Here is a 26,451-nt window from a genome sequence, read left to right on the forward strand (position 1 = left end):
GGTGGTGTATCTCTTCCGTCAAGGAAGCAATGAACATATACCTTCTTAAGGCCATTCTTTTTAGCAAGCTCTAAAAGGCCATAGATATGTGTGATGTGGCTGTGTACACCGCCGTCAGAAACAAGACCGTACATATGAAGCGCACTGTCTTTTTCCTTACAGTTGTTTATAGCGCACATAAGGCCTTCATTGGTAAAGAAATCACCATCTTCGATAGACTTGGTAATTCTTGTAAGCTCCTGGTAAACAATTCTGCCGGCGCCCATATTCATATGACCAACCTCTGAGTTACCCATCTGGCCATCAGGAAGACCAACAGCAAGTCCTGAAGCATATCCCTTTACAAAAGGGTAATCCTTCATAAGGCCGTCCATAACAGGAGTCTTGGCCATTGCGATGGCATTTCCCTCAGGGTTCTCGTTGATCCCATATCCATCAAGTATTAAAAGAACTGTAGGTTTTGAACCTCTCATTATTTATATCCTCCATTCCAAGCTATAAGCTTAAAACAATTATTACAATTTCCTTGCATAGTATATCTCATAGGCAGGCTAAATGACAAGCATTTAACAAAACCTTTATAATTACTCATTGTAGAGGTAATAGCCGCTATAACTTATTGAATCCAAAAGCCCATCCTCTGTCACTTCAGTGTCCAGATCATAGATATATAGTCCCGCTCCATTTTCAAGAGGTATTACTTTATCGAGAACTTTTCCCTTTTCTTCAAAACCAGCATCCTCTTCCTCCAGCTTTTTAAGCTCAAGGACCATATCCTTTATATTGACTGTTCCAAGAGGCTTTTCCCTGTCATAGTGCTCATATACAGGGACCTTGGTAGGATCTGTTTCACTGTCATATATGGATATATCCGCATTTTTGAGGTATTTATATCCTTCTATCTTTACCACAGGATTACTGATATTTGCATAAATTACAGTTTTTACTCCCTCGTCAAAATTTACTTCATAGCCAATAGTGTTTATGGACTCAATAAGTTCCTGAGAGTACTTTCCCTTCAGCTTTTCTACATATCTCATGCCTTCAATGCTTCCCTGAGTTTTTATAGAGTATAAAGCAGACTTGGCTGACTTGAAATCCGAGGTTTCCTCGCCTTTTGCTGAAGCATCAAGATATCTTTCAATTACCTTTGACTGTGAATTTGTAATCGCCGAGTACGCATTGATACCGGGGATCAGATAGTAGATAATAAAAGGCGCTGTGATCATCACAAACAAAAATCTGCCTACTCCCCTGCCCTTAATTCTGCAAACTCCATAATATGCCACATATACGATCTCAAAAACAATGAGCAGTATTCCAAGGTACCTGCTGTTTGTTATGCCATACTGCCTTATCCTCATGGATAGACATATTATCTGAACAACTATAAATGGTGAAAAGACAATTGGGAAAAACAAAAGGTACTTGTGCAAAGGATCTTCTGTGCAGCCCTGGGCTGTTGTCCAGATAAAAAGCCCCGCAACAAATATACCTGTCATAATGGAAAACGCTTCATTTGAAGGCATAGTCCTTACAACGATTATCTTGATAATATAGATATACACAATAAGACATGCTATGGCCACTATTGCAGGCAGTACATAGCCCATAAGCACTTTTGAAAACCTGCCAAGGCTCTCTGATACCTTTGAAAGTCCAATGATAACTCCTGGAAAAAGAACTGCTCCAAGAATAGCAAGTTCGATAAGCGTTTCTACCGGGATATTAAACAACAGTGCATTAAATGCGTATATAAGAAGAAGACTTCCTACAGCTAATACTCCATATAAAAATCCTGCCTTAACCACACCAAGAAACGCCCTTACGCTGTACTGTTCAAGAGAAAGGCCACATTCTCTATACATCCTGTAAATGCTAAAGGCAATGGAAATGACCAAATATACTATCACAAGCCTTGTGATGTATGTATATGGAACATAAAGACTTCCATTTTTATGTACCGCTTCATCGTATTTAAATGATATTAAAAAGGCATAGACAGCACTCAACACGCAGGAAAAGATGATCGTAATAAGATACGGTATCGTCTTCTTGATATTTAGCTCTTTTAATGAGAAATGTCCTGTCTCCACAGCTAAAAAACAGGGGGTTATCAAAAACAGAAATATAAAGAGAAATTTAAGGATATCTCCAATATAAAAATCCTCATGTATTCCTGCTATGACACAGGCTACAAAAAATACAGTAACAGATAAAGGATGTTCCTTGAGAACACCCTTAAGATCATTTTTTAACTTATTTACCCACAACATACTTTTAATCTCCCCAGATTATTTTTCTTTTTTATCTACCGTTATATCGTAGCTATATCCATCACCGATCTCCTTAAGCCTGTTCTCTAAAAGCTTAACAAGTTCATCATCAGCCATCTTATACCTGTAAGGCACTTCCAGATCAAACTCCACGATAGGCTTCTCCCCTTCTTTTCTTACAAGTCTAAGGTCATGGAACTTAATAGATGGATCGATTTCTTCAATGTTCAGAGTAAGCCAGTTCTTTATAGCCATAGCTTCTGAATCACTGCTGTCTACAGGATCCATATGGATAACGGCAGTGCAATGGTATTTTTGCCGAAGCTCTTTTTCTATCTCGTCAATGATGTCGTGTATAGTAATGAGATTCTCATCAGAGGGAACTTCCACATGAAGAGACATCATTACTCTGCTGGGTCCATAATTGTGGACCACAATGTCGTGTACTCCTAGCACACATTCATGCGCGAGCACCGTTTTTTCTATTTCCCTTAAGAATTCTCTGCTTGGAGGTTCTCCCAGAAGTGGATTTATCGTATCCTTTGCGGCGTCTATGCCTGTTTTGAAGATAAACAGAGCCACCACTATACCTGCGTAACCATCTACGTTTATTTTTGTAACTTCAAAAACGATAAGAGAAACCAAAACGATGCTGGTTGAAAGTACGTCAGACAAAGAGTCCATGGCTGCAGACCTGATCGTAGCACTGTCTATCAGTTTCGCTGTCTGCAGATATGAAGCAAACATTATAAACTTGATAAAAATGGAAACCACAAGAATAAGAACAATGACAAAAGAAAGCTCTACGTCCTCAGGGTGAATGATCTTCATAATAGAACCGTTTAGAAGTTCCACTGCCATAATAATGATAAGAAGTGAAACTATAAGCCCGGCTACGTATTCAAGCCTTCCATGGCCAAAGGGATGTTCCTCATCAGCATCTCTTCCGGAAAGCTTAAAGAAAATAAGGGTAACAACAGAAGATGTAACATCAGACAGATTGTTTAAGGCATCTGAAAATACCGCAATGGAGCCACTAAGTACTCCTGCGATCATCTTGAAAATGACCAGAATAATATTAAAGGCAATGCCAAACGCTCCGCTGAGCATTCCATAGCTTTGCCTTACAATAGGTGAATCCACCTGTTTATGATCTTTAATAAAAAATCTCGCAAGAAAACTGATCATTGTCCCCAGAACACCGTTATCAAAAGCGTTCCATCCTCTACGGTGATCTCTGCCTCCTCGTCGATGATAAATTCATTACTAACGCCAAGCGGAAAATCATTGGTCAGAGTAGCCTTATCCAGACTGTACATAAGTCCTTTAAGGGTCACACCTTTTGACATCTCTGACAGTGAAAAGACTGAAATCATACCAGTATTTCCTCTGTGGAAATGAATGGTCTCATTTTCAGCAACCATCAGCATGGTATCCGCAGTCATTATATATCCTGTGCCACCATTTCTTTTGATAAACAAAAGAGTCTGTATGTTGGCCAGAGAGTGATCAAGACGGCTGCCACCCAAAGCGCCGTAAAGATAGAATTTTTTGTAGCCCTTTGAAAGTCCAATCTTAACGGCTCGAAGCGTGTCAGTGTCGTCCTTTTTTACTTCAAGTTTAATGATCCTGTCAGGGTCACTTAAAGCTATCTCTTCTATTCCCCTGGTGACGTCAGGGCCTGCTTCTTTTGCAGAATCAAAATCTCCGACGATGAGATCTGGAAGTATCCCAAGCTGCTGAGCATATTTAAAACCAGCATCGCAGGCGATACACAGATCCCCTTCCCGTAGGTCTATTTCAATATTAGGAAAACTGCCTGCAGATATAATAACGCACTTTGGTTCCATAAAAGTCCCGCTTATGCCTTTATCCTTGACTCGATCGTTTCAATATCCATTGTCCACTCATTCTCACCGCCCCAGTCACCTACGATGGTCTCAATCTGATCGCCATCCTGAGTAGTAACTGTGGTATCAAGCCTGTAGTTCATCTTGGGTACCTTGGTAGCCTTGCCAGATGTGATATAGCTGTACAGGTAAGTAACAGAGTACTTGGTGTGTGGATAATAGTTATCTTCTATAGACTTAGGTTCATAGGAAATAGCATTCCTCTGAACGCCGTCATCTTCAAAGAAATTAGCCCAAAGGGTTATAACACCATCTGTAGAAGGGTTCTCTTCAAAATTAAGGAATCTGTAGGACCACTGTCCCTCATTGTTATTGAGGATGATGGCCTCTCTGCTGATAGGTACGTAAGTGGTGTTCTCCTGAGGAGTTGGCTCATCTTTGAGGAAAATATCTCTTAAAGCAAGATACTCATCTGAAACAACAAAGCTTCTAAGCTCATCAACGTTTCCAACATCGAGCTGCTCGAAGATGCCACTAAAGATTCCAAGGACATCAGAAGCATTAGTTAAGCACTCTCTCATGGAAGTTATGGAATCGCTTCCTGAAACTGTGCTCTCAATAGTTGCCAGAAGATCATTGTAGCTTGCAGCATCTGAAACAGAGATTGTAAAAGAAATCTCTGAAGGCGTAGCATATTTAAGGATGACCTCTTTTAATTCATCACTTGGTGAAGCACTGTAAATTGACAAAAGCTCTTTTATAAACGCCTCATACTCCGCATATGAGAACTTGGCACTACCTTCAGTACTACTGACACTGTCAGGTCTGAAAAGTGCATTTACATCATAGCTGTACGCGTCATCAAATACCCTTGAATAAGCGGAATCAAGGAGCCCAATTGCGTCGCTGTTAGTGTTATCTTCAGAAAGGACCTTCTCAATAGCAAGCACAGTACTCATATCAGCCTGCTGGTCATTGATCACCTTGACTGCCTCATTCATGATAACAGCATGATAATTGTCCAAAAGGCCTTCGTTCTCGGTTTCCATGAACCCATTGTATAATGTCTGCTTGGCTGATTCATAGTCATCAATGCTAAGATATGCTCCAGCCATATTGCTATAAGCAGTGACAGAATGGCTGTCTATCTCTATTGCCTCTGCGTATGAATCGATGGCAGCCTGATAATCTGCATCCTGAGAATACTTGTCTCCTGCAGCAATAGCCTTATTGACCTTAACTACCGGAAGATGGTTGTAGATCACATATCCAGCTGTAGCAGCCACAAGCGTGGTTGCAGCTATGATACCGATTCTCCTTAAATTTACTCTGCTTCTTTTCTTTCTTTTTTTCAGTTTTACGTTTCTGCTATAGCTCCTGTCAGAGGTTCTATAGCCTGTAGTTCTTGCAGTACTCAATTCTCTTATCCCTTTAAAAAACAAAAAATAAACCTGTGATAGTATACCACGAAATCATCTTCCATTAAAGCTAAAAATTAAGATTTAATTAACATGTTTCAGGATTGAATAAAACCTTGAAAAAAGCGCACAATCGCCTTTAATTCCTAGACAATGACCGGGCAGAAATATAGAATTATTACAGAAATAAGTACTTTATTATAACAATGGAGGTATAGGTTAATGAAAATTGCTCTTATTAACGAAAACAGCCAGGCTGCCAAGAACGAAATGATCTATAAAGCCCTTAAGAAAGTTGCTGACCAGCACGGCTTTGAAGTATTTAACTACGGTATGTACTCTGCTGACGATGAGGCACAGCTTACATACGTTCAGAACGGTATTCTTGCCTGCGTTCTTTTAAATTCCGGCGCTGCCGACTACGTAGTTACAGGCTGCGGAACTGGTGAAGGTGCAATGCTTGCATGTAACAGCTTCCCAGGCGTTATCTGCGGACACGTAACTGATCCGCTTGACGCTTACACATTCGCTCAGGTTAACGATGGCAATGCGATCGCCATGAACTTTGCTCTTAAGTCAGGCTGGGGCGCAGAGCTCAATCTGGAGTACAGCTTTGAAAAGCTCTTCTCAGAAGAGAGCGGACAGGGTTACCCAAGAGAAAGAGCAGTTCCTGAACAGCGCAACAAAAAGATCCTTGATGAAGTAAGAAAGAAGACCCTTGTACAGGATGTTCCAACCATCTTAAAGAGTCTTGACAAGGACCTTGTAAAGGGTGCCTTTAAGGGTGAGCACTTCCTTGAGTACTTCGATGCCAACTGCAAAGACGATGCTATCAAGGCATGTGTACACGAGATCCTTGGCGCATAATTATATTACCCATTTGGCCATGTTAATGGCATCAAAAAAGCACATTTCATTTGCTTATTGCATTTGAAATGTGCTTTTTAATTACTTACTTTAATGATTTAAATGAATTATTTGCAAAGAGCATATGTGTCTCTTGCAATAGCAAGCTCTTCATTGGTAGGAACTACCATAAGTGTAACCTTGCTGTCATCTCCAGAGATGATCTGCTCTTTTCCACGAACCTTATTGGCCTCTTCGTTCAAAGTAGCTCCAATAAATGATAATCTTTCGCAGATAAGCTTTCTTACAAATCCGCTGTTCTCACCAACACCAGCTGTGAAGCAGATTGCATCTACGCTTCCCATAGCAGCCACATACGCACCAATGTATTTAAGAACTCTGTAAGCAAAAGCATCTACTGCTCTCTTAGCTCCTGCATGGCCCTTTACATAAGCATCCTCAAGGTCTCTAAAGTCAGATGAAAGCTCATCAGAAAGACCGAATACGCCGGATTTCTTGTTGAGGAGATTTGTTACATCTGCAACTGTAGAATTCTCTTTTTTCATAATGAACTCTACAACTGAAGGATCGATATCTCCTGTTCTGGTTCCCATGATAAGTCCTTCAAGAGGAGTAAGACCCATTGATGTATCAACGCACTCTCCGCCCTTAACAGCAGATACAGAAGCGCCGTTTCCAAGGTGGCATACAATAATATTAAGGTCCTTTGCATCTTTACCAAGGATCTCTGCAGCTCTCTTGCTTACATAAGAGTGGCTTGTTCCATGGAATCCATATCTTCTGATACCATACTTCTCATAGTATGAATATGGAAGTCCATAAAGATAAGCCTCCTGTGGCATTGTCTGATGGAATGCTGTGTCAAATACAGCCACCATAGGAACACCTGGCATAGCCTTCTGACAGGCTCTGATACCAATAAGGTTAGCTGGGTTGTGAAGAGGCGCAAGGTCTGAAACCTCTTCAATAGCCTTAATAACTTCATCTGTGATAACAACAGACTTTGTGAACTTCTCTCCGCCGTGAACGATACGATGACCTACAGCTCCGATCTCATCAAGGGATACAACGCCATCTTCCTTGTTGGTAAGAGCCTCAATAACAAGCTCAATTGCTCTGTTATGATCTGGCATTGGAGTTACCTTTGTGATCTTATCTTTTCCGCTTGGAGTGTAGACGATCTGGCTTCCATCAATTCCGATCCTTTCGCAAAGGCCCTTGCAGATAACTGCCTCAGAGTCAGAATCGATAAGCTGAAACTTAAGTGAAGAACTTCCACAGTTGATAACTAAAACTTTCATTTAAATATTCCTCTTTTCCAATTTGAGTATTTCAAAAAACTTCCACCACTATGATACTTTATATTATAATTTAATAACAAGGAAAAAATTGTACAAAAGGTGCTGAAAAATGAAAACAATCGGTATAATTGCTGAGTTTAATCCTTTCCATAACGGCCATAAATACCTCATCGACAAATGCAAAAAAGATCTCCATGCAGACAGAGTCGTTGTGGTCATGAGTGGTGATTACGTTCAGCGGGGAGCACCTGCTATTATCGATAAATTTACAAGAGCAAAGTGCGCCGTAAACCTGGGAGCTGACCTTGTTATTGAGCTTCCAGTCTATTACAGCCTCGGAAGTGCTGAGTATTTTGCAAAGGGCGCAATCTCCATTCTTTCAGGTCTTGGATGCATTGACTATCTTTGCTTTGGCAGTGAATTTCCGGATGTAAATAAGCTTTATGAAATATCTGATATCATTTCAAATGAGCCTCCAGTTTACAAGGATGTTCTGAGCACCTGTTTAAAAGACGGGCTTTCTTTTCCTGCCGCAAGGGCAAAAGCGCTTAACGAGCAGCTTAAAAGCACCTCAAAAGGCTATGATCAGGCAGAATACGAAGATATGTTGTCCTCTCCCAATACCATACTGGGAATTGAATATCTAAGGGCACTTAACAAGAAAAACCGCTTTATAACCCCCTATGCAGTACAGCGCGTTGGCAGGCCTTTCCACAGTGAAGAGCTTGGCAGCATTCCTTCAGCTGCGGGCATAAGAGCAAGGCTCCTTTCAGGTCTTAATGACAGAGTAAAACTTAACGCCCCATTTATCCTTGATGGTGTAATGCCAAGAACTGCCATTGAATCGATCTCCTGTTATGAAGGCAGATTTATGCAAAGTAACGACTACTCTGCTCTTTTGGAGTACAAGCTCATACTTGAAAAAACTGAAGGTTACACCAGATACCTTGATGTCACCAGAGATATTTCCAACAGGATCGTTTCAAATGTAGATCACATTGACGGTTACAGCTCTTTCTGCAACCTCTTAAAAACCAAAAATCTTGTGCATACCAGGATCAGCAGATGTCTTATGCACATTCTTCTTAATATCACAGAAGAAAATATGAAAGAGTACAAGGAAGACGACTTCACTGCCTACGCCAGGGTTCTTGCCCTTAAGTCCGCTTCCTCTGACCTTTTAAAGGTCATAGCTGAAAACGGTTCAATACCTGTTCTCAACAGGCTTAAAGACGCTGACAAGATGCTGTCTCCTCTTCAAAAGAGGTTATTTGATGAAACCCTGACAGCCAGCCAGATATATAACGCACTCTCCTGCAATGGAATTTCTTCAGAATACAGTCTAAAACAGATTGTATTGTGATTATAATGCTTGAAGTATGCCTCTGAACGTAATACCATATATATTAGGTGATTATATCGTCATGGAGGTCGTATGGGCATTCTTAAACTTGAAAAAGGTCAGATACTTCACAAAGCGGGCACTGATGAAGTTAATTCCATTGAAGTCATCATAAAAGGTTCATTAAAAGTATCCAACACAAACACAGATATAACTCTTACAGTAGGTGGTTTTGCCGGAGCTGTTGAAAAACCGGGAAAGCCCTATATCTATACCTATGAAGCTTTAGAGGAGACTGCTGTCTATTCCTATCCATTTGAATCTTTAGACGATATCCCAAACATTATCCGAAGCAATCCAAAGATAGCTCCCATTCTGGCAAGCACTGCTATAAGCAGCGCTTCTTCTGTTTGTGCTGTCTTTGACCAGGAATATGACATTGCCCTTGGTGAATATGAACAGCTTATGGCGGACTACGCTGATTATCCAAGCCTTTGCATTAAGGTTGGCGAGCCCGAAAAGCAATTTCCGGAAATGGATGAAATAATAGCTCCTGAGAAGCCCAGAAGGATCCCTGAGTGGGCAATCAATTATTGCCGAAGTCTAAAAGACAATGAAGCGCCGCTAAAAAAGGTCTTCTATCCCTTAAGCATGGACATAGCTGTTGGAATGGTAATGACTTCTTTTACCATTTACAATGGACTTTCAGAGGATGTTCAGGAAATCAACGCCTATAGAAAAAACCTGAGTAAAAAGGCTACTGCCTTTAGACAGACCATGAAAATGATAAGGGCTAAGCTCGATGACCTTGAGAGATCAGAATCTGGCGGAGAACCAACTACTACCATCGTCAATGCCCTTACAACTATTTTGGCTTACTCTGCTGTTCCACCTGAAACAGCTGCTAAATTCGAAGAACATATATCTGAATTTAAAGCTAACGAAAACAGATATGACTCTTCCGATGAAGCAAGAGCACTTAGAAGAAATATTACCACTACTTTTTATGAGATCTTCACTCCGTGCTTTTTAAAAAGTCTTACAGATGAAAACCTGCCCATAGAGCTCAAGATGTTCTTTATGTTTGGTTTTGTTGATGAAGAACTGGCAGGAGAAAAAAACACTACCATCCTTTGCAACATGGCAAGGTCCTACACTCCTGATCCTGATGGAAATGTTCTTTTATTATATGAATGGCTCAAAAAGATCTATATGCTTGAAGCCGATCCATCCAAGAACGAATTTGATCAGGACTGGCCCACTTACCTAAGGGAGCAGAAAACAAGTGGATCGATAAACGAAGTCCAAATGGAAGCTATGATGAACAATTCCATGAAGCGACTGGAATTTGAGATCCATAATCTCTTTTCCCTTGGTAACAGGATGACCTTTGGAAGAATCTCGTCCTTTGTTCCTGTATTTGATTCCCAAAACGTACTTCGTCCTCTCGATATGGCTTACCTTACATCAAGCAAGGTAAACAGCTACTTCGAAAAGATAAGATCCATTGATTACAGTGTTTTTTGCAGACAGGCTGTATTTTCTGATCCTGAAATTGGGATCACACAGCTCTACTATGACGATGATATAACCCCTTACATGATCTTGATGCCAAATGTAGGAAGCAGAGCAAGTCTCTGGCAGGAAATAGATGGCAAAAACAGAAGAACCAAGGCAAGGATGATCGTATCTATCTTCAACACAGAAAATACTGAAGAGTCAATGATAAAGCTCTTTGGTGAGTTCAGGTGGGAAATGTGCAAGACAGTACAGGGCGTACACTGGAACGATGTCACAGATCCATCCCTTACTTCAATGTACTGCGATTATCTTCAGTTCTTTAAAAAGAACTCTGCCCTGTCTTCTGAGAACAAAGAAAAACTAAGAACAGACCTTAAAAAGTTCTCAAACAACTACAAAAATGTCTTTATTGCCGATTATCTTGCTTATATCAAATTTGAGTCAAACAGTTCACCAAGACTCAATAAAGTTGCAAGAGAAATACTGTTTACATTCTGTCCTTTCTCAAAGGAAGTAAGAGAAAAGCTAGGTGACAATCCGCAGTACACTGAGCTCATAAACCACTACGCAGCTCACATAAACAATGTTGCCAAGCCTGTAAGCAACGCTATACACAAGCTAAAAAAAGATGAGATTGCAGTTCCCGAAGTTCTCACAAGGCAGCTTGAACACCTGCAGAAATAAGAATAGCCCCTGACCTTAAGTCAGGGGCATATTTTTTATGATAAGGAAGTTATCACATCTTTTATGCACTTTAAAGACTCCTGTGCTGTTTCAGGCTTGGTATCTTCTAAAGTAGCATGGATAAAAGGCTTTTTCTCAAGAGCGAATTTTATGATGCTGTCATATTTCATTTCTCCAAATCCGCATCCAACACTCTTTACGCTATCCTCCATAAGTATGGAATCCTTAAGGTGTATCATGGCGATATCCTTCCCCAGAAGGTCTATTGCCTCATCAATAACTTCATATCTGTTTTCATAGTTGTCGGTCCAAAGAAGATTTACAGGATCAAATATTATCTGAAGATTTGGTGACTTGATCCTGTCAAGTACCTCTCTTGCCCTTTTTGCATCGTAAACTATGTGCCTGTACACTGGCTCAATGGCAATTATTACTCCCATACTTTCTGCGCACTTTACAACAGGCTTTAAGCCTGTGATAAAGGTCTCCAAAGCCTCTTTTGAATGGCAGGCCTCCTTGTCATAGGAGTAAGCTTCATTTGGAGCGCCAGTTTCTGTTCCCACCATTCCGCATCCAAGGATGCTGGCAAATCGAAGGTGCGCAAAGTACTTCTCCTGGGTCTTTTTAAGGGCTTCTTTATTGGGATTTGCAAGATTCAGATAGCAGCCAAGAACTGCCACATCCAGGTCAGCCTTTCTGAAAGCATTTCTTAAATACATTGCATAACCGGGATTTAGTGCGTCTGTATCAGCAGTAAAGCCCGGTACCTTTGAAAGAGCTATATGAACACAGTCAAAGCCCTGCTCTTTGATACTTTTAAGTCTGTCTTCAAATGGAATTTCTTTTGTGTCGTGAAATCTTATTCCCAATTGCATCATTTTGTCATCTCCATTCTGTAGAATATTCCTTTTTTATCCATGAGTTCTTTAAAGCTTCCAACCTCAGCAATGGTGCCATTATCTATAACGATTATCTTGTCAGCCTTTTCTATAGTTGCAAGTCTGTGGGCCACAATGAAGGTTGTACATTTGCTTGAAATATGGTCAAGGGCGTAGCTTACTTCTTTTTCTGAGATAGCATCAAGAGCTGATGTAGCCTCATCAAGCAGGATAACCTTTGGATTTCTTATAAGAGCTCTTGCTATAGATATCCTTTGTTTTTGTCCTCCGGATAGCTTATCGCCGTGCTCTCCTACTACAGTATCAAGGCCAGCAGGGAGCTTGTCTATAACGCTTTTAAGTCCGGCTTCTTCTATAACCTGCGAAAGCTTTTCCTCAGATATATCATTAGTTCCATAAAGTATATTATCTCTTATTGTTCCTGAAAAAAGTATAGTGTTCTGAGGAACCACTGCAAGCTGTCTTCTGTAGCTCTGAAGGCTTATGTCTTTTATGTCCCTGCCATCAATAAGAAGCCTTCCACTTGATGGCATTCCAAAGCCAACAAGAAGATTCATGATGGTACTCTTTCCTGCCCCAGACTCGCCCACAAAGGCGACAGTCTCTCCAGGCTCAACGTGGAAAGTAAGCCCTGAAATGATCTCATCCTGGCTGTCAGGGTAAGCATAGCCGATGTTTTCAAAATCAAACTCTCCCTTTAATGGACCAATATCGCTTTTGCCTTCTGTATCTTCAACATAGGGAGATTCCAGTATCTCACCAATACTTGTAACTGACTCAAGGCCCTTTGAAATTATTGGAAGAAGTGTTAAAAGAGATGAAATCTGGCCTACGATCGTTGTAAAGTAGCTCTGATACAGAACAACATCTCCAACCTGAACCTTTCCTGTTACTGATAAAACAGCGGTAAATGTAAGGCACAGAACCTGAGCGATCTGGAAAATAGCCCAGCTGACAGCTCCAAACTGTCCCTGAATGATATCCAGAGAATATCCTGCCTGAGCAATAAGATCCACCTGGGTATCCATCCTGTTTATCTCTTCATTTTCAAGGCCGTGGGCCCTTGTTACAGGAACCAGCTGCACCATCTCCATAACCTTGGCGCTGGTTTCTTCCATCTCTTTCCTAAACTTCTGATTGTGCTTTTTTATCGGTTTTTTGAAGCTAACAACCAAAACAGCAGCGATGGGAACAGTAAACAGGAAAAACAAAAACACAATGATGCTCTTTGAAATTGTTACAGAAAGGGCAACTATTACATTTATAAATATATTGATAAGTGAGACAAAAAGCTGGTCTGAAAGCGTCTCCACGGACTCCACATCCCTTATGATCTTGGACTGAAGTCTTCCTGAGAGCATCTCTTTTTGATGTGGTATGGACAGCACCTGAATCTTATGAACAAGTGCGCTTCTAAGCCCCGCCTCAACTTTCCTTACAGCCCTGCTCCTAAAGTGAATATGAAGCTGGTTCATTGGGACGTTTAGTATCAAAAGAAATACCATCAAAGCAGCATCCAGGGCAATTATCCTGTAAACATTGGGATCAGCATTTGTGACGCTGTTTATGATGTTAGCAGTCACTATTGGAAGAACCCACACAGGGCTGTGCTTAATAATATAAAAGAATGTGGACCAGAAGAAATTGGAATACATTCCTTTATACAGCCCAATAAGTATCATCAAGGGCTTTCCTTTGTGTTTTTCATAGCTTTCAAAATATACTGATGTATCAAGATTAGTATTTGCCATGTTTTATATTAAATCCTCGTACTTTTCATGATGAAAGATTGCTGTAAGTTCATGTGTATCCCTGACTGCATACATGCCAACAAGCGCACCTGTAAATCTCTTGCCCTTTTTAAGTCCCTCATCACAAAGATAATTTACATTCTCAAGTGTTACATGTATCTTTGCAGGACTGGTTTTTCCACTACTCAAGGTACTATATGACAGCACCCTTGTAAAGTAATCCGTATTCATGTTAAAGCAGATTGCTTCTGTATCTTCAGGTATTGCAGCATCACTACTCAAAGTCTTGTCCTGATTGCCAATATGCTCATTTGAGTAAACATAAATGCCGCCTTCTTTTTTCATTATTCCAAACTCGAAAAAAGTATTCTCATCGTAGTAACCTGTTATTCCAGCGCTCTGCCCTTCATGCATTTGCGGAATATCTAAGATAACGCTATATCTGAATTTAAAAGAGGTCTGCCTTCTTAGCACAATATTTCTGCTTTCCACTTTTGAAAGCGCATGTCTGCTACCCCTTATAGCATAGCTTCTTATAGCTGTTCCATTTTCATAAGTCACACTGCATTTAACTGCACCATCTTCAAAAGGTCTTGGTGTCATGTGATCCAAAAATAATCCGCAGGGCGAAATCTCGGACGTGTCCTTATTTTCAGCATCTTCAATTTCTGGAAATGGCTTTTTCTGCATAGCAGACGGTCCCTTAAGATCATTAACTATAGGCCAGCCATCAGGCGTCCAGGTGACAGGATCAAGTGCTGTTTCTCTTCCTAAAACGCTGTATCCATCTCCTATCATCCTGCCGCAAAGATATACCATGTACCATCTGCCGTCGGGAGTATCCACAAGATCCCCATGCCCACATCTTTGAATGGCTGCTGTATCGTCCTTCTGCGTCATTATGGGGTTATAAGGGCAAGGCGTATATTCGCCAAAAAGCTCTTTTGACCTGGAAACTGTCACCCTGTGGCCTGGGCCTGTTCCGCCCTCTGCCTCCAAAAGGTAGTAATAGCCATCCTTTTTATAAAGATGGGGGCCCTCAGGAGCTCTCTTATGGTCCCCATAAAACAAAAGTGTCGCGTCAGATATCTTTTTGGTTGCAGTCTTATCAAGCTCAAATATCCTGGCTCCTCTGTTTAGGAGCATATATCTTTTCCCGTCATCGTCATTAAAAATACTGGGATCGATGCCATCTTCGTCTATGAATACAGGCTCTGTGTAAGGGCCCTGTGGCTTGTCTGAAGATACCACGATCTGGCGCCTGTACACCGGTGGAACATCGTTTAGCCTGTAGGTTGCTGTAATATAAAATCTTCCATCATGGTAAGAAATATCAGGAGCCCAGTAGCCTCGTCCACCTTCCAGCTTATCAAGATAAGCCCACTTTGGATCAGTGATGGCATGACCGATTATTTCCCAATGAACAAGGTCCTTTGAGTGGGATATGGGAATACATGGAAAAAAGATAAAGGAAGAATTTACCATGTAGTAGTCACTTCCAACTCTGCAGATGGAAGGATCCGGGAAAAAGCCTGATCTTATGGGATTTTTGTAAAAGTCCTCATATTTTGCCTCAAATCTATATTCCAGATACTTATCAATCTCTGGAAAACTTTCATGAACAATATCCCAGCAGGTGATAAGGTCCTTGTCTCCCTCAAGAGGGTCCATACCGCACTTTTCTACAAGATATCTGAATAGTTCCAGATTCCCCGACATGGAAGCGTAAAAAAGAACATGTCTGTGGTCACTATCATATTCATTAAGGCTTATCCTTGAGTACTCAACAAGATACCTTACAAGTGGCAAGTCTCCTGTTTTAGCCGCTGCAAAAAACAGGTCGGCATCAATCAGGTTAGGGTCATCTATAAGGATCTGCCTTACTTTCCCCAGGTCCTTTTCATCAATATATGAAGCAAGTCTTTTCTTTTGGAATTGTTCCATATTTCCCCCGAAAGCTCTTTACAATTCATTTACAGTCACATAGTGAAAATCAGCAAAGCCTGGATCCTTACCTGCATTTTTTGAAAGTGCAAATATGCCGATCTTGGCGCCTACCCAGGTGTGATCTAATGGTTCAAAGTTCACAGAAAGGTCCTTTAAGCTGCCATCAGGCAGGACCAGCTCCATGGATAGATGAGGATTCTTTCCGCCGTATGGAACATTTACATCCTGATAGTAAAGGTCCACTCCGCTTACTTCTTCATCATATCCAAATCTCATCCTGATACTTATATCTTCAGGATCCTGAAGAACATCTTTAAGTGCAAAAGAGCTAAGGACTTCTTCTTTTTTATCACTGTCGCCGCCAAAGGACTTTGCAACCTTAAGCTCAAGATCGCCATTTGTTCTTTCGACATAGGCTGTGATATACTGCCCTCCTGTCATGCACACCCCTGCCCTGTCTCCATCCTTAAGTCCTGAGATACTAAAGCTTATGTCACAGTCAAAAAGCGGATATATTATCTTCTGAGTAAGAACATTTGAACTTTTCCAAATGACTGGCTCACTATCCTTTGAAAGATTAAGAGCATACAGACGAAGCCCATTTTCTTTATCAGTCTTCCCATAAAAAGAGCTATTGTGGTTTCCAAGCCACTGCCACATAAGTCCATATTTTCCGCCTTCAAAGTCATCTGATGAAGATAGATATGTCCTCTCATAGCCAGCATCTCTTTTCACAGGAATATCCATCTCATAAACCGGTTCTCCGCAGCCGGTTCCAGTTTTATCGTCTCCAACTACCGGCCATTCATCCTTCCAGGAAACCGGCTGAAGGTGGCATATCCTGCCGTAGAGACCTCTGTCCTGAAAATGCAGGAAATACTCTTTCCCATCCTCAGTATCTACAAGGGCTCCCTGATGAGGTCCATTTATAACGCTGCCGCCCTGGTCTAATACTGTCCTTATCTCGTAAGGGCCATGAATATCACGGCTTCTAAGCACAACCTGGTATCCAGGTCTTACACCTCCCGCTGGAGCCCAGATATAATAATATCCATCTCTTTTATAGATCTTGGGGCCTTCAATTGTAACTGCAGGATGTTTTGGGTCATTACCATCAAAAATGAAATGATCTTCTGAAATAGCTTTAAGTCCATCAGGACTCATTTCAAAGATTCCAAGAATGCTCTTAAACCCGATCCTGCTCTTAGCATAGCCATGTACAATATAGGCTTTTCCATCATCATCCCAGAAGGGACAGGGATCTATAAGTCCCTTTCCCGTAAGAACGCAAACCGGCTCATCCCACTTACCAAGGGGATCTTTAGTTCTTACTACGTAGTAGCCTTCGTCAGGCATTCCATAGTAAATATAAAACATATCGTCATGAAATCTTATTGCCGGAGCCCAGACTCCTTCCGAATGCCTTGGGATATCATATCTTTCCTCTTTGATGTTATCCAGTGCATAATTGACAATCTCCCAGTTTACCAGGTCTTTTGATATAAGGATTGGAAGGCCTGGTGTGTAGTTGAAGCTACTGGCAGTCATGTAAAAAGTATCACCGACTCTTATTACGTCAGGGTCGCTGTAATCTGCAAAAAGCACAGGATTTCTAAATCTGCCATTTCCAAGATCTGATAATCTCATATTCCTACCACCTTAACCATTTGTTTCTATGTTCATGGAACCATCAAGAATAACCTTATCCGCAATAAGGCTCTCATAGTGGTCTCCAAGATCCACAAGTCCCTTTGCTATCATTCCCGCATACAGCATTGCTCCCTCGTACTTAAGATGGGAATTGTCAGTAAGTCCTTCAGGAGCCCACTTAGCTTCACCTTCTTTAAGATTCATGTAGTACTTTCTGGATTCTTCATCTCCGCATTTTTCAAGAAAGCTTCGGCTCATAGTAAAAAGATCCACCACCGGGACATTAAACTTTTCTCCAGCCTCCTTCATACCCTTTACGTACTCTGTATGCTCTGAAGGCTTAAGCTTTCCCTCTTCATCAAAGAGCCTTCTCTCAACAGATGTAATAAACACTGGATATGCTTTCTTATTTCTCGCTACATTTACAAATTTCCCAAGATTTACGATAAACTCACCGTGGGGGTCAGTGTATCTTGTGGGGTCTTTTATCTTTTCATCATTGTGGCCAAACTGGATAAAAAGGTAATCACCTTCAGTTATGTCATTGTAAATAGCAGATAGCCTACTCTCATCAATAAAGCTCTTGGTGCTCCTGCCGTTGACTGCATGGTTTACTATGACCACATCTTCTTTTGTGTATCTGTCAAAAGCCTGAGCAATTCCAGTCTGAGGATATGTATTAAACTTATTGCAGGCAACTGTTGAATCTCCTGCCCAGAAAATATGTCTCATAACAAACTCCTAAATTACATCTTTTCAAAATAATAGCCGCTTAGGTACCTAAGCGGCTTATCATTTAAATTGACAATTACTCTTTTACAGCACCAACATTAACACCCTTTACAAAGTACTTCTGAAGGAAAGGATACAGAAGCATGAAAGGAAGAATTGCACAAACGATAGCTGAGTAATAGAGAGTACTCTGAGATACCTTATATGCCGTCGTTGGCGTGTCACCATCCATGACCATAACTCTCAGGATATACTGGAAGTTAACCTGATCACGGTTTGTAATATAAATCTGAACTGTTGAATAGTCGTTCCATACTGTTACAGCAAACATAAGTCCGATTGATGCAAGAGCTGCCTTTGAAAGAGGAAGCACGATCCTGAAGAAGATTCCCATTGGAGAACATCCATCAATCTTTGCTGCTTCAAACAGTGATCCCGGAATACCTTCAAAGAAGTTTCTCATAAGAACCAGGTTATAAACATTCATACCGTGTTTTACAACCAGGATCCACATCTTGTTAACAAGACCAAGCTGTTTCATAACCAGGTACTCAGGGATCATACCACCTGAGAAGATCATTGTGAAAAGAAGGAAATACGCAAGGGCATTTCTTCCTGGCATATCATACTGAGAAAGTACATAGCCTCCCAAAGTACTCATTACAAGTCCAAGGAGTGTTCCAAGGATAGTTGTAACAACTGAGTTTACAAATGGCTGATAAAGCTTGGATGTATGGATAATAGTACGATATCCGTCTAAAGTAGGCTCATTTGGGAACAGCTGGAATTTGTAAACACCAACTGCGTTAAAGGAATCAACTACTACCTTCCAGATAGGAACAAGTACTATAAGTCCGATCAAAATAAATACTATGTAGTTTACTATGTCAAATGCATCGGTCTTTTTCTTACGACCAGCTGCAAATTCTACTCTTTTTGCCATCGTCAGCCTCCTTAAATGATTCCATGTCCGCGTACTTTCTTACTAGCTCTGTTGCAGATAAGAACAAGTGCGCATCCTACAATTGATTTGAAAAGACCAACCGCAGTTGAATAACCATAGTTTGGAATAGCTGTCATAAAGGTCTTACGGTAGATGTATGTAGAGATAACGTCAGATACCTCAAATACACGGTTATTGTACATAACGAATACTGACTCAAACAGGTTAAGAACCTTAGCAAGGTTGAGGATCAGTACGATGATGATGGTATTTAAAAGTTCAGGAACTGTTACATACCAGATCTTCTGAAGTCTTGTAGCACCGTCAATATCAGCTGCCTCGTAAAGCTCAGGATTGATACCTGAAAGAGTTGCCAGGAAGATGACAGTTCCCCAACCGGTTTCCTTCCAAATATTTACAAGGTAGTAAACAGGTCTCCAAAGAGCTGTCTCGTGCATGAAGTCGATGCTCTCTTTTATCCATCCCCAGTTCTTCAAAGTCTCATTAACAAAACCTGTTGAAGATGTGGAAAGGAACAGTGTGAAGATAGCAGCTGTAACTGTCCATGACATAAAGTGAGGAAGGTAGATAACTGTTTGCAATACCTTTTTAGCAAACAGATTTGCCATCTCATTGATGAATACAGAAACAATTACGGCAGTACCTGTAGTTATCAGGAGCTTTATAATAGACAACTCCAATGTATTGATAAAGGCCTTCCAGAAGTCTGCATCCGAAAACATCTTGGTAAAGTGCTTAAGGCCAACGAATTCAATTTTCTTTAAGGTGTAGTCATAGAAAGCATATCTAACACCCAGCATAGGCCAATAGTAAACTATCAGCACATAAATCAGTACAGGAAGAAACATCAAATAGAAGCCTCTGTGGTTCCAGATTCTCATTCCAAGTGGTTTCTTATTGAGAGTTTGCCCTGTGGACGTAACCTTTTGTGTTTTACTCATTCTCTTGCCCCATTCATTTTTGAACTTGGATTTTTGTTTGTTGATTGTTTGTTGATCGTAAAGCGAAAAAAGATTTTTAGTTCTACATGGGCACCGCTGCTGCGGTGCCCACATAGTTTATAAGAAATTTTTAAGAAAGAACAAAAAACAGAAATTACTCAGCGCTGTTGAGCTCTTCAAGAATTGTGTTGATTGTATCGCCCCACTTTGACTGGTAGTCAGCGATTGCATCCTCTGCTGTCATCTTGCCAGCTACTACGTTGTTAAGGTATGTTGTCTTGTCTGTTGCAAGATCAGCCTCAACCTCTGTAAGTGTCTCTGATGAAGGAGACTGAGGTGCGTCTACACAGTTCTCTGTGAAGAACTTGTTGCCTGCTGTTACAAGTGGATCGCTATCAACGAAGCCGTTTGTAAGAGGTGCAATTACAAGTACTGGATCGAGGTGATTCTTCTTCCATACAGCGTTAGGATCGTTAGGAGACTGCTTAAGGTGGAACTCACCCTCTGCATACTCGTAATCCTTCTTCTTCTCAGGATCATCAGGGTTAGTTGTGAATGACTCAGCGTGTGTTGACCAGTGAACATCCTCAGCACCATATGTCCAAAGTGTCTGAACCTTGTCGCCGTCAAGCATTGTCTCGATAAGTGCATCGAAGATAGCCTGCTCACGAGCGTCGTTTCCGTCGCCGTCATCTGTGATTACCCATACAGGAGCCTCACGGTTGAGGTATCCGCCCCATGTATCCTTGATCTCCTTGATAGGAGGAAGCTGAACGAGTCTGTCATCACCAAGATCTGAATCTACGTCGTTCTTGTCAAGGTTATCTGTAAGTGTTCTAAGCCATGTTCCAGCCCAGTATGTGAATACACCTTCAGATGTTGTCTGGTCGTTTGAGAACCATTTCTCACGAGCAACCTTAGTTGTTGCTTCCTCTGTATCCTTATCGATTACGCCATCAGCGTAGCCCTGTGCAAGTCTGTTAAGAGCATCGATTGTAGCCTGCTCCTGGAAGCCGTCAACCCACTGTCCATCCTTCTGATAGATTGCTGGGTATGCGCCCTGCCAGAACTCTGGCATGTAGTTGATGTATGGAGCCTCGTCAAGCTTACCAAAGCCTGCTGCGATAACACCTGTCTGGCCATCCTTTGTGAATGCCTTAAGCATGTTGTAATAGTCATCGAATGTCTTGATGTCTTCAATCTTAAGACCAGCTGCATCAAGCCATGACTGCTTAACATAAGTAACACATCCGTTACCATATGTAGGAGCAAATGCATAAAGCTCGCCGTTTGCTGTCTTCATGTTCTCATTGATTGAAGGAAGTGTAATCCTTGACTGGAACTCAGCGTTCTCATAAGCGTCTGCCATGTTCCAAAGGATTCCTGTTGTCTGATACTGCTTGTACATTGTTGCACTCATGATAAGAGCATCAGGATACTGTCCATCACCAGGCTGACCTGTTGTAAGGAGCTGAGCTACGTTGTCCTTGTAGCCAGAGTGCTCAGGCTGGTTGATGTGAAGTTTGATGTCATGTCCGAGCTTCTCTGATACAGCTGCTTCCCACTGCTCAACGAATGCGTCCTGTCCGTTGTCAACGTTAGCTGTAAGAGTTCCGTCTACTGTGATGTAGAGGTCTGTAAGCTCGTAGTCCTCTGCTGCAGCGTCTGCTGTCTCTGTAGCAGCAGCATCACCTGACTGAGCTGAAGTGTCAGATGACTGTGTGTCTGTGCTTCCTGTGTCTGTGCTTCCTGTGTCAGCTGCAGATCCGCAAGCTGCTAAAGAAGCTACCATTGCTGTTGAAAGAAGTAATGATAAGACTTTCTTTTTCATTGTAATTCGTTTCCTCCCTATGAATTAGTTTTGAAAGAAAAATGTAAGCGTTTTCACTTACCTATGTACGTACTGTATCATGTCTTAAAACCCTTTGCAAGTACGAATTTTGTAGGATTTGTAACAATCTTGTCATCATTTTCCCACAAATGCCGTTTTTAAGGCATTTTAGAAAGCTCTTACATATCAAAAATTAACAATAAATTTTTAATAAACTATGTCTAAAATCCAAAAATCACAAAAAAATGACCAACAGTTACCAAAACTTCATAGGATCCTGTTGGTCAATATGTACATATGGGTAGTTGTCTTTTATAAGATTTGTCAAGGGGCTTTTTACAGAGTTACACCCCTCTTCCAAATTGCCATGTCATGGAAGCCTGCAATTTCACTCTTAAGCTTCTCTCCTGATGCTGTTCTTACAATTTTTTCAAAGAGTTCATCTGTAAGCTCTTCGAATGTTCTTCCGTCCAGTATCTGTCCGGCACAAAAGTCGATCCAGCCTGACTTTTTTGATGCAATTGTGTTATTACTTGCAATTTTCATAGTAGGAACCGGGCAGGCAAAAGGTGTTCCTCTACCTGTGGTAAATAAAACAATCTGGGCACCTGCACTGGCAAGAGCTGTTGCTGCGCAGAGATCGTTGCCTGGAGCACAAAGAAGGTTAAGACCTGTTACGTCAGTTCTCTCTCCATATTCCATGACATTCATTACCGGATAGTCACCAGATTTCTGTGTGCAGCCAAGGGACTTATCCTCAAGGGTTGTAATACCGCCTGCCTTGTTTCCAGGAGAAGGATTCTCGTAAATAGGCTCTCCCTGCTTGGTAAAGTATTCCTTGAAGCCATTTATCATATTTACAGTGTCATTAAATGTCTTTTCATCCTTACACCTGTTCATAAGGATTGTTTCAGCACCAAACATCTCAGGAACTTCTGTAAGTATTGATGTTCCACCATACTCAATGATCCTGTCGGAGATGCGGCCAATAAGCGGATTAGCTGTAATTCCTGAAAATCCATCACTTCCTCCGCACTTAAGTCCAATAACAAGCTTAGAAAGGTCAGCATCCTGCCTTTCATCCCTGGAAGCCTCTTCGATCAGCTCCTTAAGAAGGTTCATTCCATCTTCCATTTCATCGTCGGATTTCTGGCACACAAGGAACTTAACCCTCTTCTCATCATAGCTACCTATATAAGGCATCAGCACATCGATGTTGCTGTTTTCACAGCCAAGTCCCAGAACCAGTACTCCGCCTGCATTTGGATGATTGATCAGATCTGAAAGGATCGTTCTTGTATGCTCCTGGTCGTCTCCAGTCTGAGAACAGCCGTAGTTGTGTGTAAATGCTACAACTTCATCTACACTTCCCTTGATGCAGGCATTGGCTTCCTTGGCAAGGGCTGTAGCTATGTTGTTTACACATCCAACTGTTGGAATGATCCAGATCTCGTTTCTAATACCAACCTTGCCATTTGACCTTACAAATCCCTTAAAGGTTCCCTTTTTAGTTGCCATCTGGGATATTTTCTTTTCAATATCAGCTGTATCCGGATTGTACTTGTAATCAAGGATACCCTCAAGATTGGTCTTGATATCGTGGGTATGCACCCATCTTCCCACAGTGATATCCTCTGTGGCATGGCCAATAGCATAGCCGTATTTAATTATATCTGAACCGCTTTTGATATCCTTTATGGCGATCTTGTGGCCTGCAGGAATGTCATCTGCTGCAGTTACTGTCTCGCTGCCTGAAATATTTAAGCTCTCACCTTTTTTTACCTCTTCAAGACATACAACAACATTGTCCTGTGGATGGATCTGTAAAAATCTACTCATATAACCTACCCCTTCTAAAACAAAAAAACTCGATTAGCTGTAAGCGTTTACAATAAAATCATATATTCAATGTGTCGCCAAGTCAACGAATTTTTCTATTGTATTTGGCTCTGGGCTCTTGTATAATACAATTTGAAAAAAATATGAAAATGCTTTCATAAATATATTATGTGGAGGGTATAGCAATGAAAAAATTTATGGACAGAGATTTTCTTCTACAGACAGAAGCTGCCAAGGTTTTGTACCATGATTATTCAGAGAACATGCCAATCCTTGACTACCACTGTCACATCAGTCCTAAGGAAATAGCTGAGGATCGTCATTTTGACACCATAACTCAGGTTTGGCTCGGGGGAGACCATTACAAGTGGCGTCTTATGCGTGCATTTGGCCTTGATGAAAAGTACATGACAGGCGATGCTTCTGATAAAGAGAAGTTCCTTATGTTTGCAAAGTGCCTTGAGAAGGCTGTTGGTAATCCTCTTTACCACTGGGCACACCTTGAGCTTCGCAAGTATTTTGGATATGAAGGCGTTCTTAATTCCAGAACAGCTGAGGAAGTTTATGAGCTTTGCAACAAAGTTCTTCAGTCTCCTGATATGAGCGTAAGAAAGCTCATAAAGATGTCTAATGTAACTCTTATCTGCACAACAGATGATCCTGTTGATACCCTTGAGTGGCACGACAAGATCAAGGCTGATACTTCTTTTGATGTTAAGGTTCTTCCAGCATGGAGACCTGACAAAGCCAAGAACATTTCAAAGCCTGAATTCACATCATATATCAAGACTCTTTCAGAAGTAAGTGGTGTAAATATTGACTCTTTTGACGCCCTTAAGAAGGCTCTCAGAGTAAGACTTGATTACTTCGCTGAAAAAGGCTGCAACGTAACAGACCATGCTCTTGAGTATGTTATGTACCGCCCTGCTTCTGACGATGAGATCGAAGCAATCTTTAAAAAGAGACTTTCTGGAGAGGCACTCTCTTATGAAGAAGATTTGAAATTCCAGACAGCATTTATGCTCTTTGAAGGTGAAGAAATCTCAAAGAGAGACTGGGTAATGCAGCTTCACTTTGGTTGTAAAAGAGACAACAACACTCCTATGTACGAAAAGCTCGGTCCTGACACAGGATTCGATACAATTGATGCTTACTATCCAATGGGTGAGCTTGCTGATTTCCTTGATGCACTCCACAAAAAAGGTTCTCTTCCTAAGACTATCCTTTACAGCCTTAACCCTAACGATAACAAGATCATCAACACTACCCTTAACGCATTTAATGAGGCTCCAACAGTTGCCAAGATTCAGCAGGGAAGCGCATGGTGGTTCAATGATACCAAACTTGGTATGGAACAGCAGCTTGAGTGCGTAGCTGAGTCCGGTAACCTCTCAGGTTTTGTTGGAATGCTGACTGATTCAAGAAGCTTTACATCTTACACAAGACACGACTACTTCAGAAGGATCCTTTGCAATTACCTTGGATCTCTTGTTGAAAATGGTGAGTTCCCAGAGGAAGAGCTTCCTGTTCTTGGTGAGATCGTAAAAGATATTTCATACAACAACGCAGTAAGATACTTCAAATTCCCATTAGAAACGAGATAATTTATGAGCAATCAGATGACTATCTATGACATTTCTAAAAAGGCTGGTGTTTCAATTGCCACAGTCTCCCGTGTACTTAACGGAAGCGCCAATGTTAAACCCAAGACCCGTAAGAAAGTCATGGACATTATTGAGCAATATGGATATAAGCCCAATGCATTCGCAAGAGGACTTGGTCTTAATTCAATGAAGACCATTGGTATTCTCTGCGCTGATGCATCCGATCTTTATCTTGCCAAGGCTATTTATTTTATCGAGCAGAACCTTCGCGAGAATGGTTACCACTCTGTCCTTGGATGCACAGGATACGAGCTCTCCGGAAAAAAAGAGTCCTTAAATCTCCTATTGTCTCAGCATGTTGATGCTGTAGTAATGATCGGCTCAAACTTTATCCTGAATAATCCTGAAGACAACCAGTATGTCAGGGATGCAGCAAGCCAGGTGCCAATTATGCTGCTTAATGCTGACTTTGACTGCAACAATGTCTACTGCACTCTCTGTGATGACTACAAGGCCACTCAGGATGCAACTGAGCAGATGCTTCTTAGCGGAGTTAAGAATATCCTTTATCTCTATAACTCCAATTCATATTCAGGACTTAAAAAGCTTGCAGGCTATCAGAATGCTCTTTTAACACATGACATTTCTCTAAAAAAAGAGCTGATGCAGTGCTTTAAAGGAAGTCACGAGGACATTGATGGTGTTAAGAGCTTTGTGGAAGCCATCACCAAGAAGGGCGTTAAGTTTGATGGAATCGTAACAAGCGATGATTTCCTTGCGATTGGAGCAATGAACTATGCAAGGACCAATCATATCAAGGTTCCTTCAGAGCTTCAGATTGTTGGCTACAACAACTCAATTTTGGCCCATTGCTCAGAGCCAGAGCTATCTTCCATAGACAACAGGCTTGAAGATATGTGCATACAGCTTGTTAAGACTCTGATCGGTACACTCTCTCAGAATGAGATGCCTCAAAAGACTATTTTTTCAGGCGAACTTATTAAGAGAGGATCAACCAGTTTTTAATAACATAA

At 41.2% G+C, this 26,451-nt stretch carries 19 protein-coding genes and 1 pseudogene; 5 read left to right on the top strand and 15 right to left on the bottom strand.

Features of this window, described 5'->3' with window-relative positions; all coding sequences use genetic code 11:
* The 5 genes and pseudogenes from J6I68_RS06765 to J6I68_RS06785 form a co-directional block, all read right to left on the bottom strand.
* A pseudogene (locus J6I68_RS06765) lies at positions 1 to 473 on the bottom strand (2,3-bisphosphoglycerate-independent phosphoglycerate mutase); the annotation flags it as partial.
* A 111-nt stretch (positions 474 to 584) separates the two neighbouring features.
* Positions 585 to 2,276, bottom strand: coding sequence for a DUF4153 domain-containing protein (locus J6I68_RS06770; RefSeq protein ID WP_292218772.1), 1,692 nt, complete (start codon positions 2,274 to 2,276; stop codon positions 585 to 587).
* 18 nt (positions 2,277 to 2,294) lie between these two features.
* Positions 2,295 to 3,464 carry a cation diffusion facilitator family transporter gene (locus J6I68_RS06775; protein ID WP_292218775.1) on the bottom strand — a complete coding sequence of 390 codons (1,170 nt, stop codon included), beginning with the start codon at positions 3,462 to 3,464 and terminating at the stop codon, positions 2,295 to 2,297.
* A complete protein-coding gene (locus tag J6I68_RS06780) occupies positions 3,461 to 4,126 on the bottom strand; it encodes a thiamine diphosphokinase (protein ID WP_292218777.1) in 666 nt (221 codons plus the stop codon). Before J6I68_RS06780 ends, J6I68_RS06775 begins: the two co-directional genes overlap by 4 nt.
* 11 nt (positions 4,127 to 4,137) lie before the next feature.
* Entirely contained in the window at positions 4,138 to 5,544 is a 1,407-nt protein-coding gene (locus J6I68_RS06785) for a tetratricopeptide repeat protein (protein WP_292218779.1), read from the bottom strand.
* A gap of 222 nt (positions 5,545 to 5,766) precedes the next feature.
* Here J6I68_RS06785 and J6I68_RS06790 point away from each other — a divergent pair, with 222 nt between their 5' ends.
* On the top strand, positions 5,767 to 6,411 hold the full coding sequence (locus J6I68_RS06790; protein WP_292218781.1) for an RpiB/LacA/LacB family sugar-phosphate isomerase: 645 nt from the start codon (positions 5,767 to 5,769) through the stop codon (positions 6,409 to 6,411).
* A 107-nt stretch (positions 6,412 to 6,518) separates the two neighbouring features.
* Here the strand turns inward: J6I68_RS06790 and J6I68_RS06795 are convergent, their stop codons facing one another.
* Positions 6,519 to 7,712, bottom strand: a complete 1,194-nt coding sequence (locus J6I68_RS06795; RefSeq protein WP_292218784.1) for an acetate/propionate family kinase — start codon at positions 7,710 to 7,712, stop codon at positions 6,519 to 6,521.
* A gap of 109 nt (positions 7,713 to 7,821) precedes the next feature.
* Between J6I68_RS06795 and J6I68_RS06800 the strand changes: the two genes are divergently transcribed.
* Positions 7,822 to 9,075, top strand: a complete 1,254-nt coding sequence (locus tag J6I68_RS06800; protein ID WP_292218787.1) for a tRNA(Met) cytidine acetate ligase — start codon at positions 7,822 to 7,824, stop codon at positions 9,073 to 9,075.
* A gap of 72 nt (positions 9,076 to 9,147) precedes the next feature.
* Positions 9,148 to 11,259, top strand: a complete 2,112-nt coding sequence (locus J6I68_RS06805) for a hypothetical protein (RefSeq protein ID WP_292218790.1) — start codon at positions 9,148 to 9,150, stop codon at positions 11,257 to 11,259.
* Between the two features lie 35 nt (positions 11,260 to 11,294).
* Here J6I68_RS06805 and J6I68_RS06810 read toward each other — a convergent pair whose 3' ends face one another.
* From J6I68_RS06810 to J6I68_RS06850, 9 genes are all read right to left on the bottom strand, one after another.
* The gene (locus tag J6I68_RS06810) at positions 11,295 to 12,137 is read right to left on the bottom strand and encodes a sugar phosphate isomerase/epimerase family protein (RefSeq protein ID WP_330622442.1); all 843 of its coding nucleotides are present in this window, start codon (positions 12,135 to 12,137) and stop codon (positions 11,295 to 11,297) included.
* Complete coding sequence (locus tag J6I68_RS06815; protein ID WP_292218792.1) at positions 12,134 to 13,909, bottom strand: ABC transporter ATP-binding protein; 1,776 nt, start codon at positions 13,907 to 13,909, stop codon at positions 12,134 to 12,136. Before J6I68_RS06815 ends, J6I68_RS06810 begins: the two co-directional genes overlap by 4 nt.
* A 3-nt stretch (positions 13,910 to 13,912) precedes the next feature.
* Positions 13,913 to 15,853 carry a family 43 glycosylhydrolase gene (locus J6I68_RS06820; protein WP_292218794.1) on the bottom strand — a complete coding sequence of 647 codons (1,941 nt, stop codon included), beginning with the start codon at positions 15,851 to 15,853 and terminating at the stop codon, positions 13,913 to 13,915.
* Positions 15,854 to 15,871: 18 nt separating this feature from the next.
* Entirely contained in the window at positions 15,872 to 17,503 is a 1,632-nt protein-coding gene (locus tag J6I68_RS06825) for a glycoside hydrolase family 43 protein (protein WP_292218796.1), read from the bottom strand.
* A 12-nt stretch (positions 17,504 to 17,515) separates the two neighbouring features.
* Positions 17,516 to 18,238 (bottom strand): rhamnogalacturonan acetylesterase, encoded by a 723-nt coding sequence (locus J6I68_RS06830; protein WP_292218798.1) that lies wholly within the window; start codon positions 18,236 to 18,238, stop codon positions 17,516 to 17,518.
* Positions 18,239 to 18,314: 76 nt separating this feature from the next.
* Positions 18,315 to 19,181 (bottom strand): carbohydrate ABC transporter permease, encoded by an 867-nt coding sequence (locus J6I68_RS06835; RefSeq protein ID WP_292218800.1) that lies wholly within the window; start codon positions 19,179 to 19,181, stop codon positions 18,315 to 18,317.
* An 11-nt stretch (positions 19,182 to 19,192) separates the two neighbouring features.
* A complete protein-coding gene (locus J6I68_RS06840; RefSeq protein WP_292218802.1) occupies positions 19,193 to 20,143 on the bottom strand; it encodes an ABC transporter permease in 951 nt (316 codons plus the stop codon).
* A gap of 154 nt (positions 20,144 to 20,297) precedes the next feature.
* Positions 20,298 to 21,974, bottom strand: coding sequence for a hypothetical protein (locus J6I68_RS06845; protein WP_292218804.1), 1,677 nt, complete (start codon positions 21,972 to 21,974; stop codon positions 20,298 to 20,300).
* A gap of 336 nt (positions 21,975 to 22,310) precedes the next feature.
* Positions 22,311 to 23,813 (bottom strand): UxaA family hydrolase, encoded by a 1,503-nt coding sequence (locus J6I68_RS06850; RefSeq protein ID WP_292218807.1) that lies wholly within the window; start codon positions 23,811 to 23,813, stop codon positions 22,311 to 22,313.
* 185 nt (positions 23,814 to 23,998) lie between these two features.
* Here J6I68_RS06850 and uxaC point away from each other — a divergent pair, with 185 nt between their 5' ends.
* Entirely contained in the window at positions 23,999 to 25,417 is a 1,419-nt protein-coding gene (gene uxaC / locus J6I68_RS06855; RefSeq protein ID WP_292218809.1) for a glucuronate isomerase, read from the top strand.
* Positions 25,418 to 25,420: 3 nt separating this feature from the next.
* Positions 25,421 to 26,443: a LacI family DNA-binding transcriptional regulator gene (locus tag J6I68_RS06860; RefSeq protein WP_292218812.1), complete on the top strand. Its 1,023-nt coding sequence runs from the start codon at positions 25,421 to 25,423 to the stop codon at positions 26,441 to 26,443.
* Positions 26,444 to 26,451 lie beyond the last annotated feature (8 nt).

This window comes from Butyrivibrio sp. (assembly GCF_017940685.1).
GTDB lineage: Bacteria > Bacillota > Clostridia > Lachnospirales > Lachnospiraceae > Butyrivibrio.

Bases quoted from the DNA above. Each gene is read 5' to 3' on its own strand.
- J6I68_RS06770 (WP_292218772.1), bottom strand. From the start codon at position 2,276: ATGTTGTGGGTAAATAAGTTAAAAAATGATCTTAAGGGTGTTCTCAAG.
- J6I68_RS06775 (WP_292218775.1), bottom strand. From the start codon at position 3,464: ATGATCAGTTTTCTTGCGAGATTTTTTATTAAAGATCATAAACAGGTG.
- J6I68_RS06780 (WP_292218777.1), bottom strand. From the start codon at position 4,126: ATGGAACCAAAGTGCGTTATTATATCTGCAGGCAGTTTTCCTAATATT.
- J6I68_RS06790 (WP_292218781.1), top strand. From the start codon at position 5,767: ATGAAAATTGCTCTTATTAACGAAAACAGCCAGGCTGCCAAGAACGAA.
- J6I68_RS06795 (WP_292218784.1), bottom strand. From the start codon at position 7,712: ATGAAAGTTTTAGTTATCAACTGTGGAAGTTCTTCACTTAAGTTTCAG.
- J6I68_RS06800 (WP_292218787.1), top strand. From the start codon at position 7,822: ATGAAAACAATCGGTATAATTGCTGAGTTTAATCCTTTCCATAACGGC.
- J6I68_RS06805 (WP_292218790.1), top strand. From the start codon at position 9,148: ATGGGCATTCTTAAACTTGAAAAAGGTCAGATACTTCACAAAGCGGGC.
- J6I68_RS06810 (WP_330622442.1), bottom strand. From the start codon at position 12,137: ATGATGCAATTGGGAATAAGATTTCACGACACAAAAGAAATTCCATTT.
- J6I68_RS06815 (WP_292218792.1), bottom strand. From the start codon at position 13,909: ATGGCAAATACTAATCTTGATACATCAGTATATTTTGAAAGCTATGAA.
- J6I68_RS06820 (WP_292218794.1), bottom strand. From the start codon at position 15,853: ATGGAACAATTCCAAAAGAAAAGACTTGCTTCATATATTGATGAAAAG.
- J6I68_RS06825 (WP_292218796.1), bottom strand. From the start codon at position 17,503: ATGAGATTATCAGATCTTGGAAATGGCAGATTTAGAAATCCTGTGCTT.
- J6I68_RS06830 (WP_292218798.1), bottom strand. From the start codon at position 18,238: ATGAGACATATTTTCTGGGCAGGAGATTCAACAGTTGCCTGCAATAAG.
- J6I68_RS06835 (WP_292218800.1), bottom strand. From the start codon at position 19,181: ATGGCAAAAAGAGTAGAATTTGCAGCTGGTCGTAAGAAAAAGACCGAT.
- J6I68_RS06840 (WP_292218802.1), bottom strand. From the start codon at position 20,143: ATGAGTAAAACACAAAAGGTTACGTCCACAGGGCAAACTCTCAATAAG.
- J6I68_RS06845 (WP_292218804.1), bottom strand. From the start codon at position 21,974: ATGAAAAAGAAAGTCTTATCATTACTTCTTTCAACAGCAATGGTAGCT.
- J6I68_RS06850 (WP_292218807.1), bottom strand. From the start codon at position 23,813: ATGAGTAGATTTTTACAGATCCATCCACAGGACAATGTTGTTGTATGT.
- uxaC (WP_292218809.1), top strand. From the start codon at position 23,999: ATGAAAAAATTTATGGACAGAGATTTTCTTCTACAGACAGAAGCTGCC.
- J6I68_RS06860 (WP_292218812.1), top strand. From the start codon at position 25,421: ATGAGCAATCAGATGACTATCTATGACATTTCTAAAAAGGCTGGTGTT.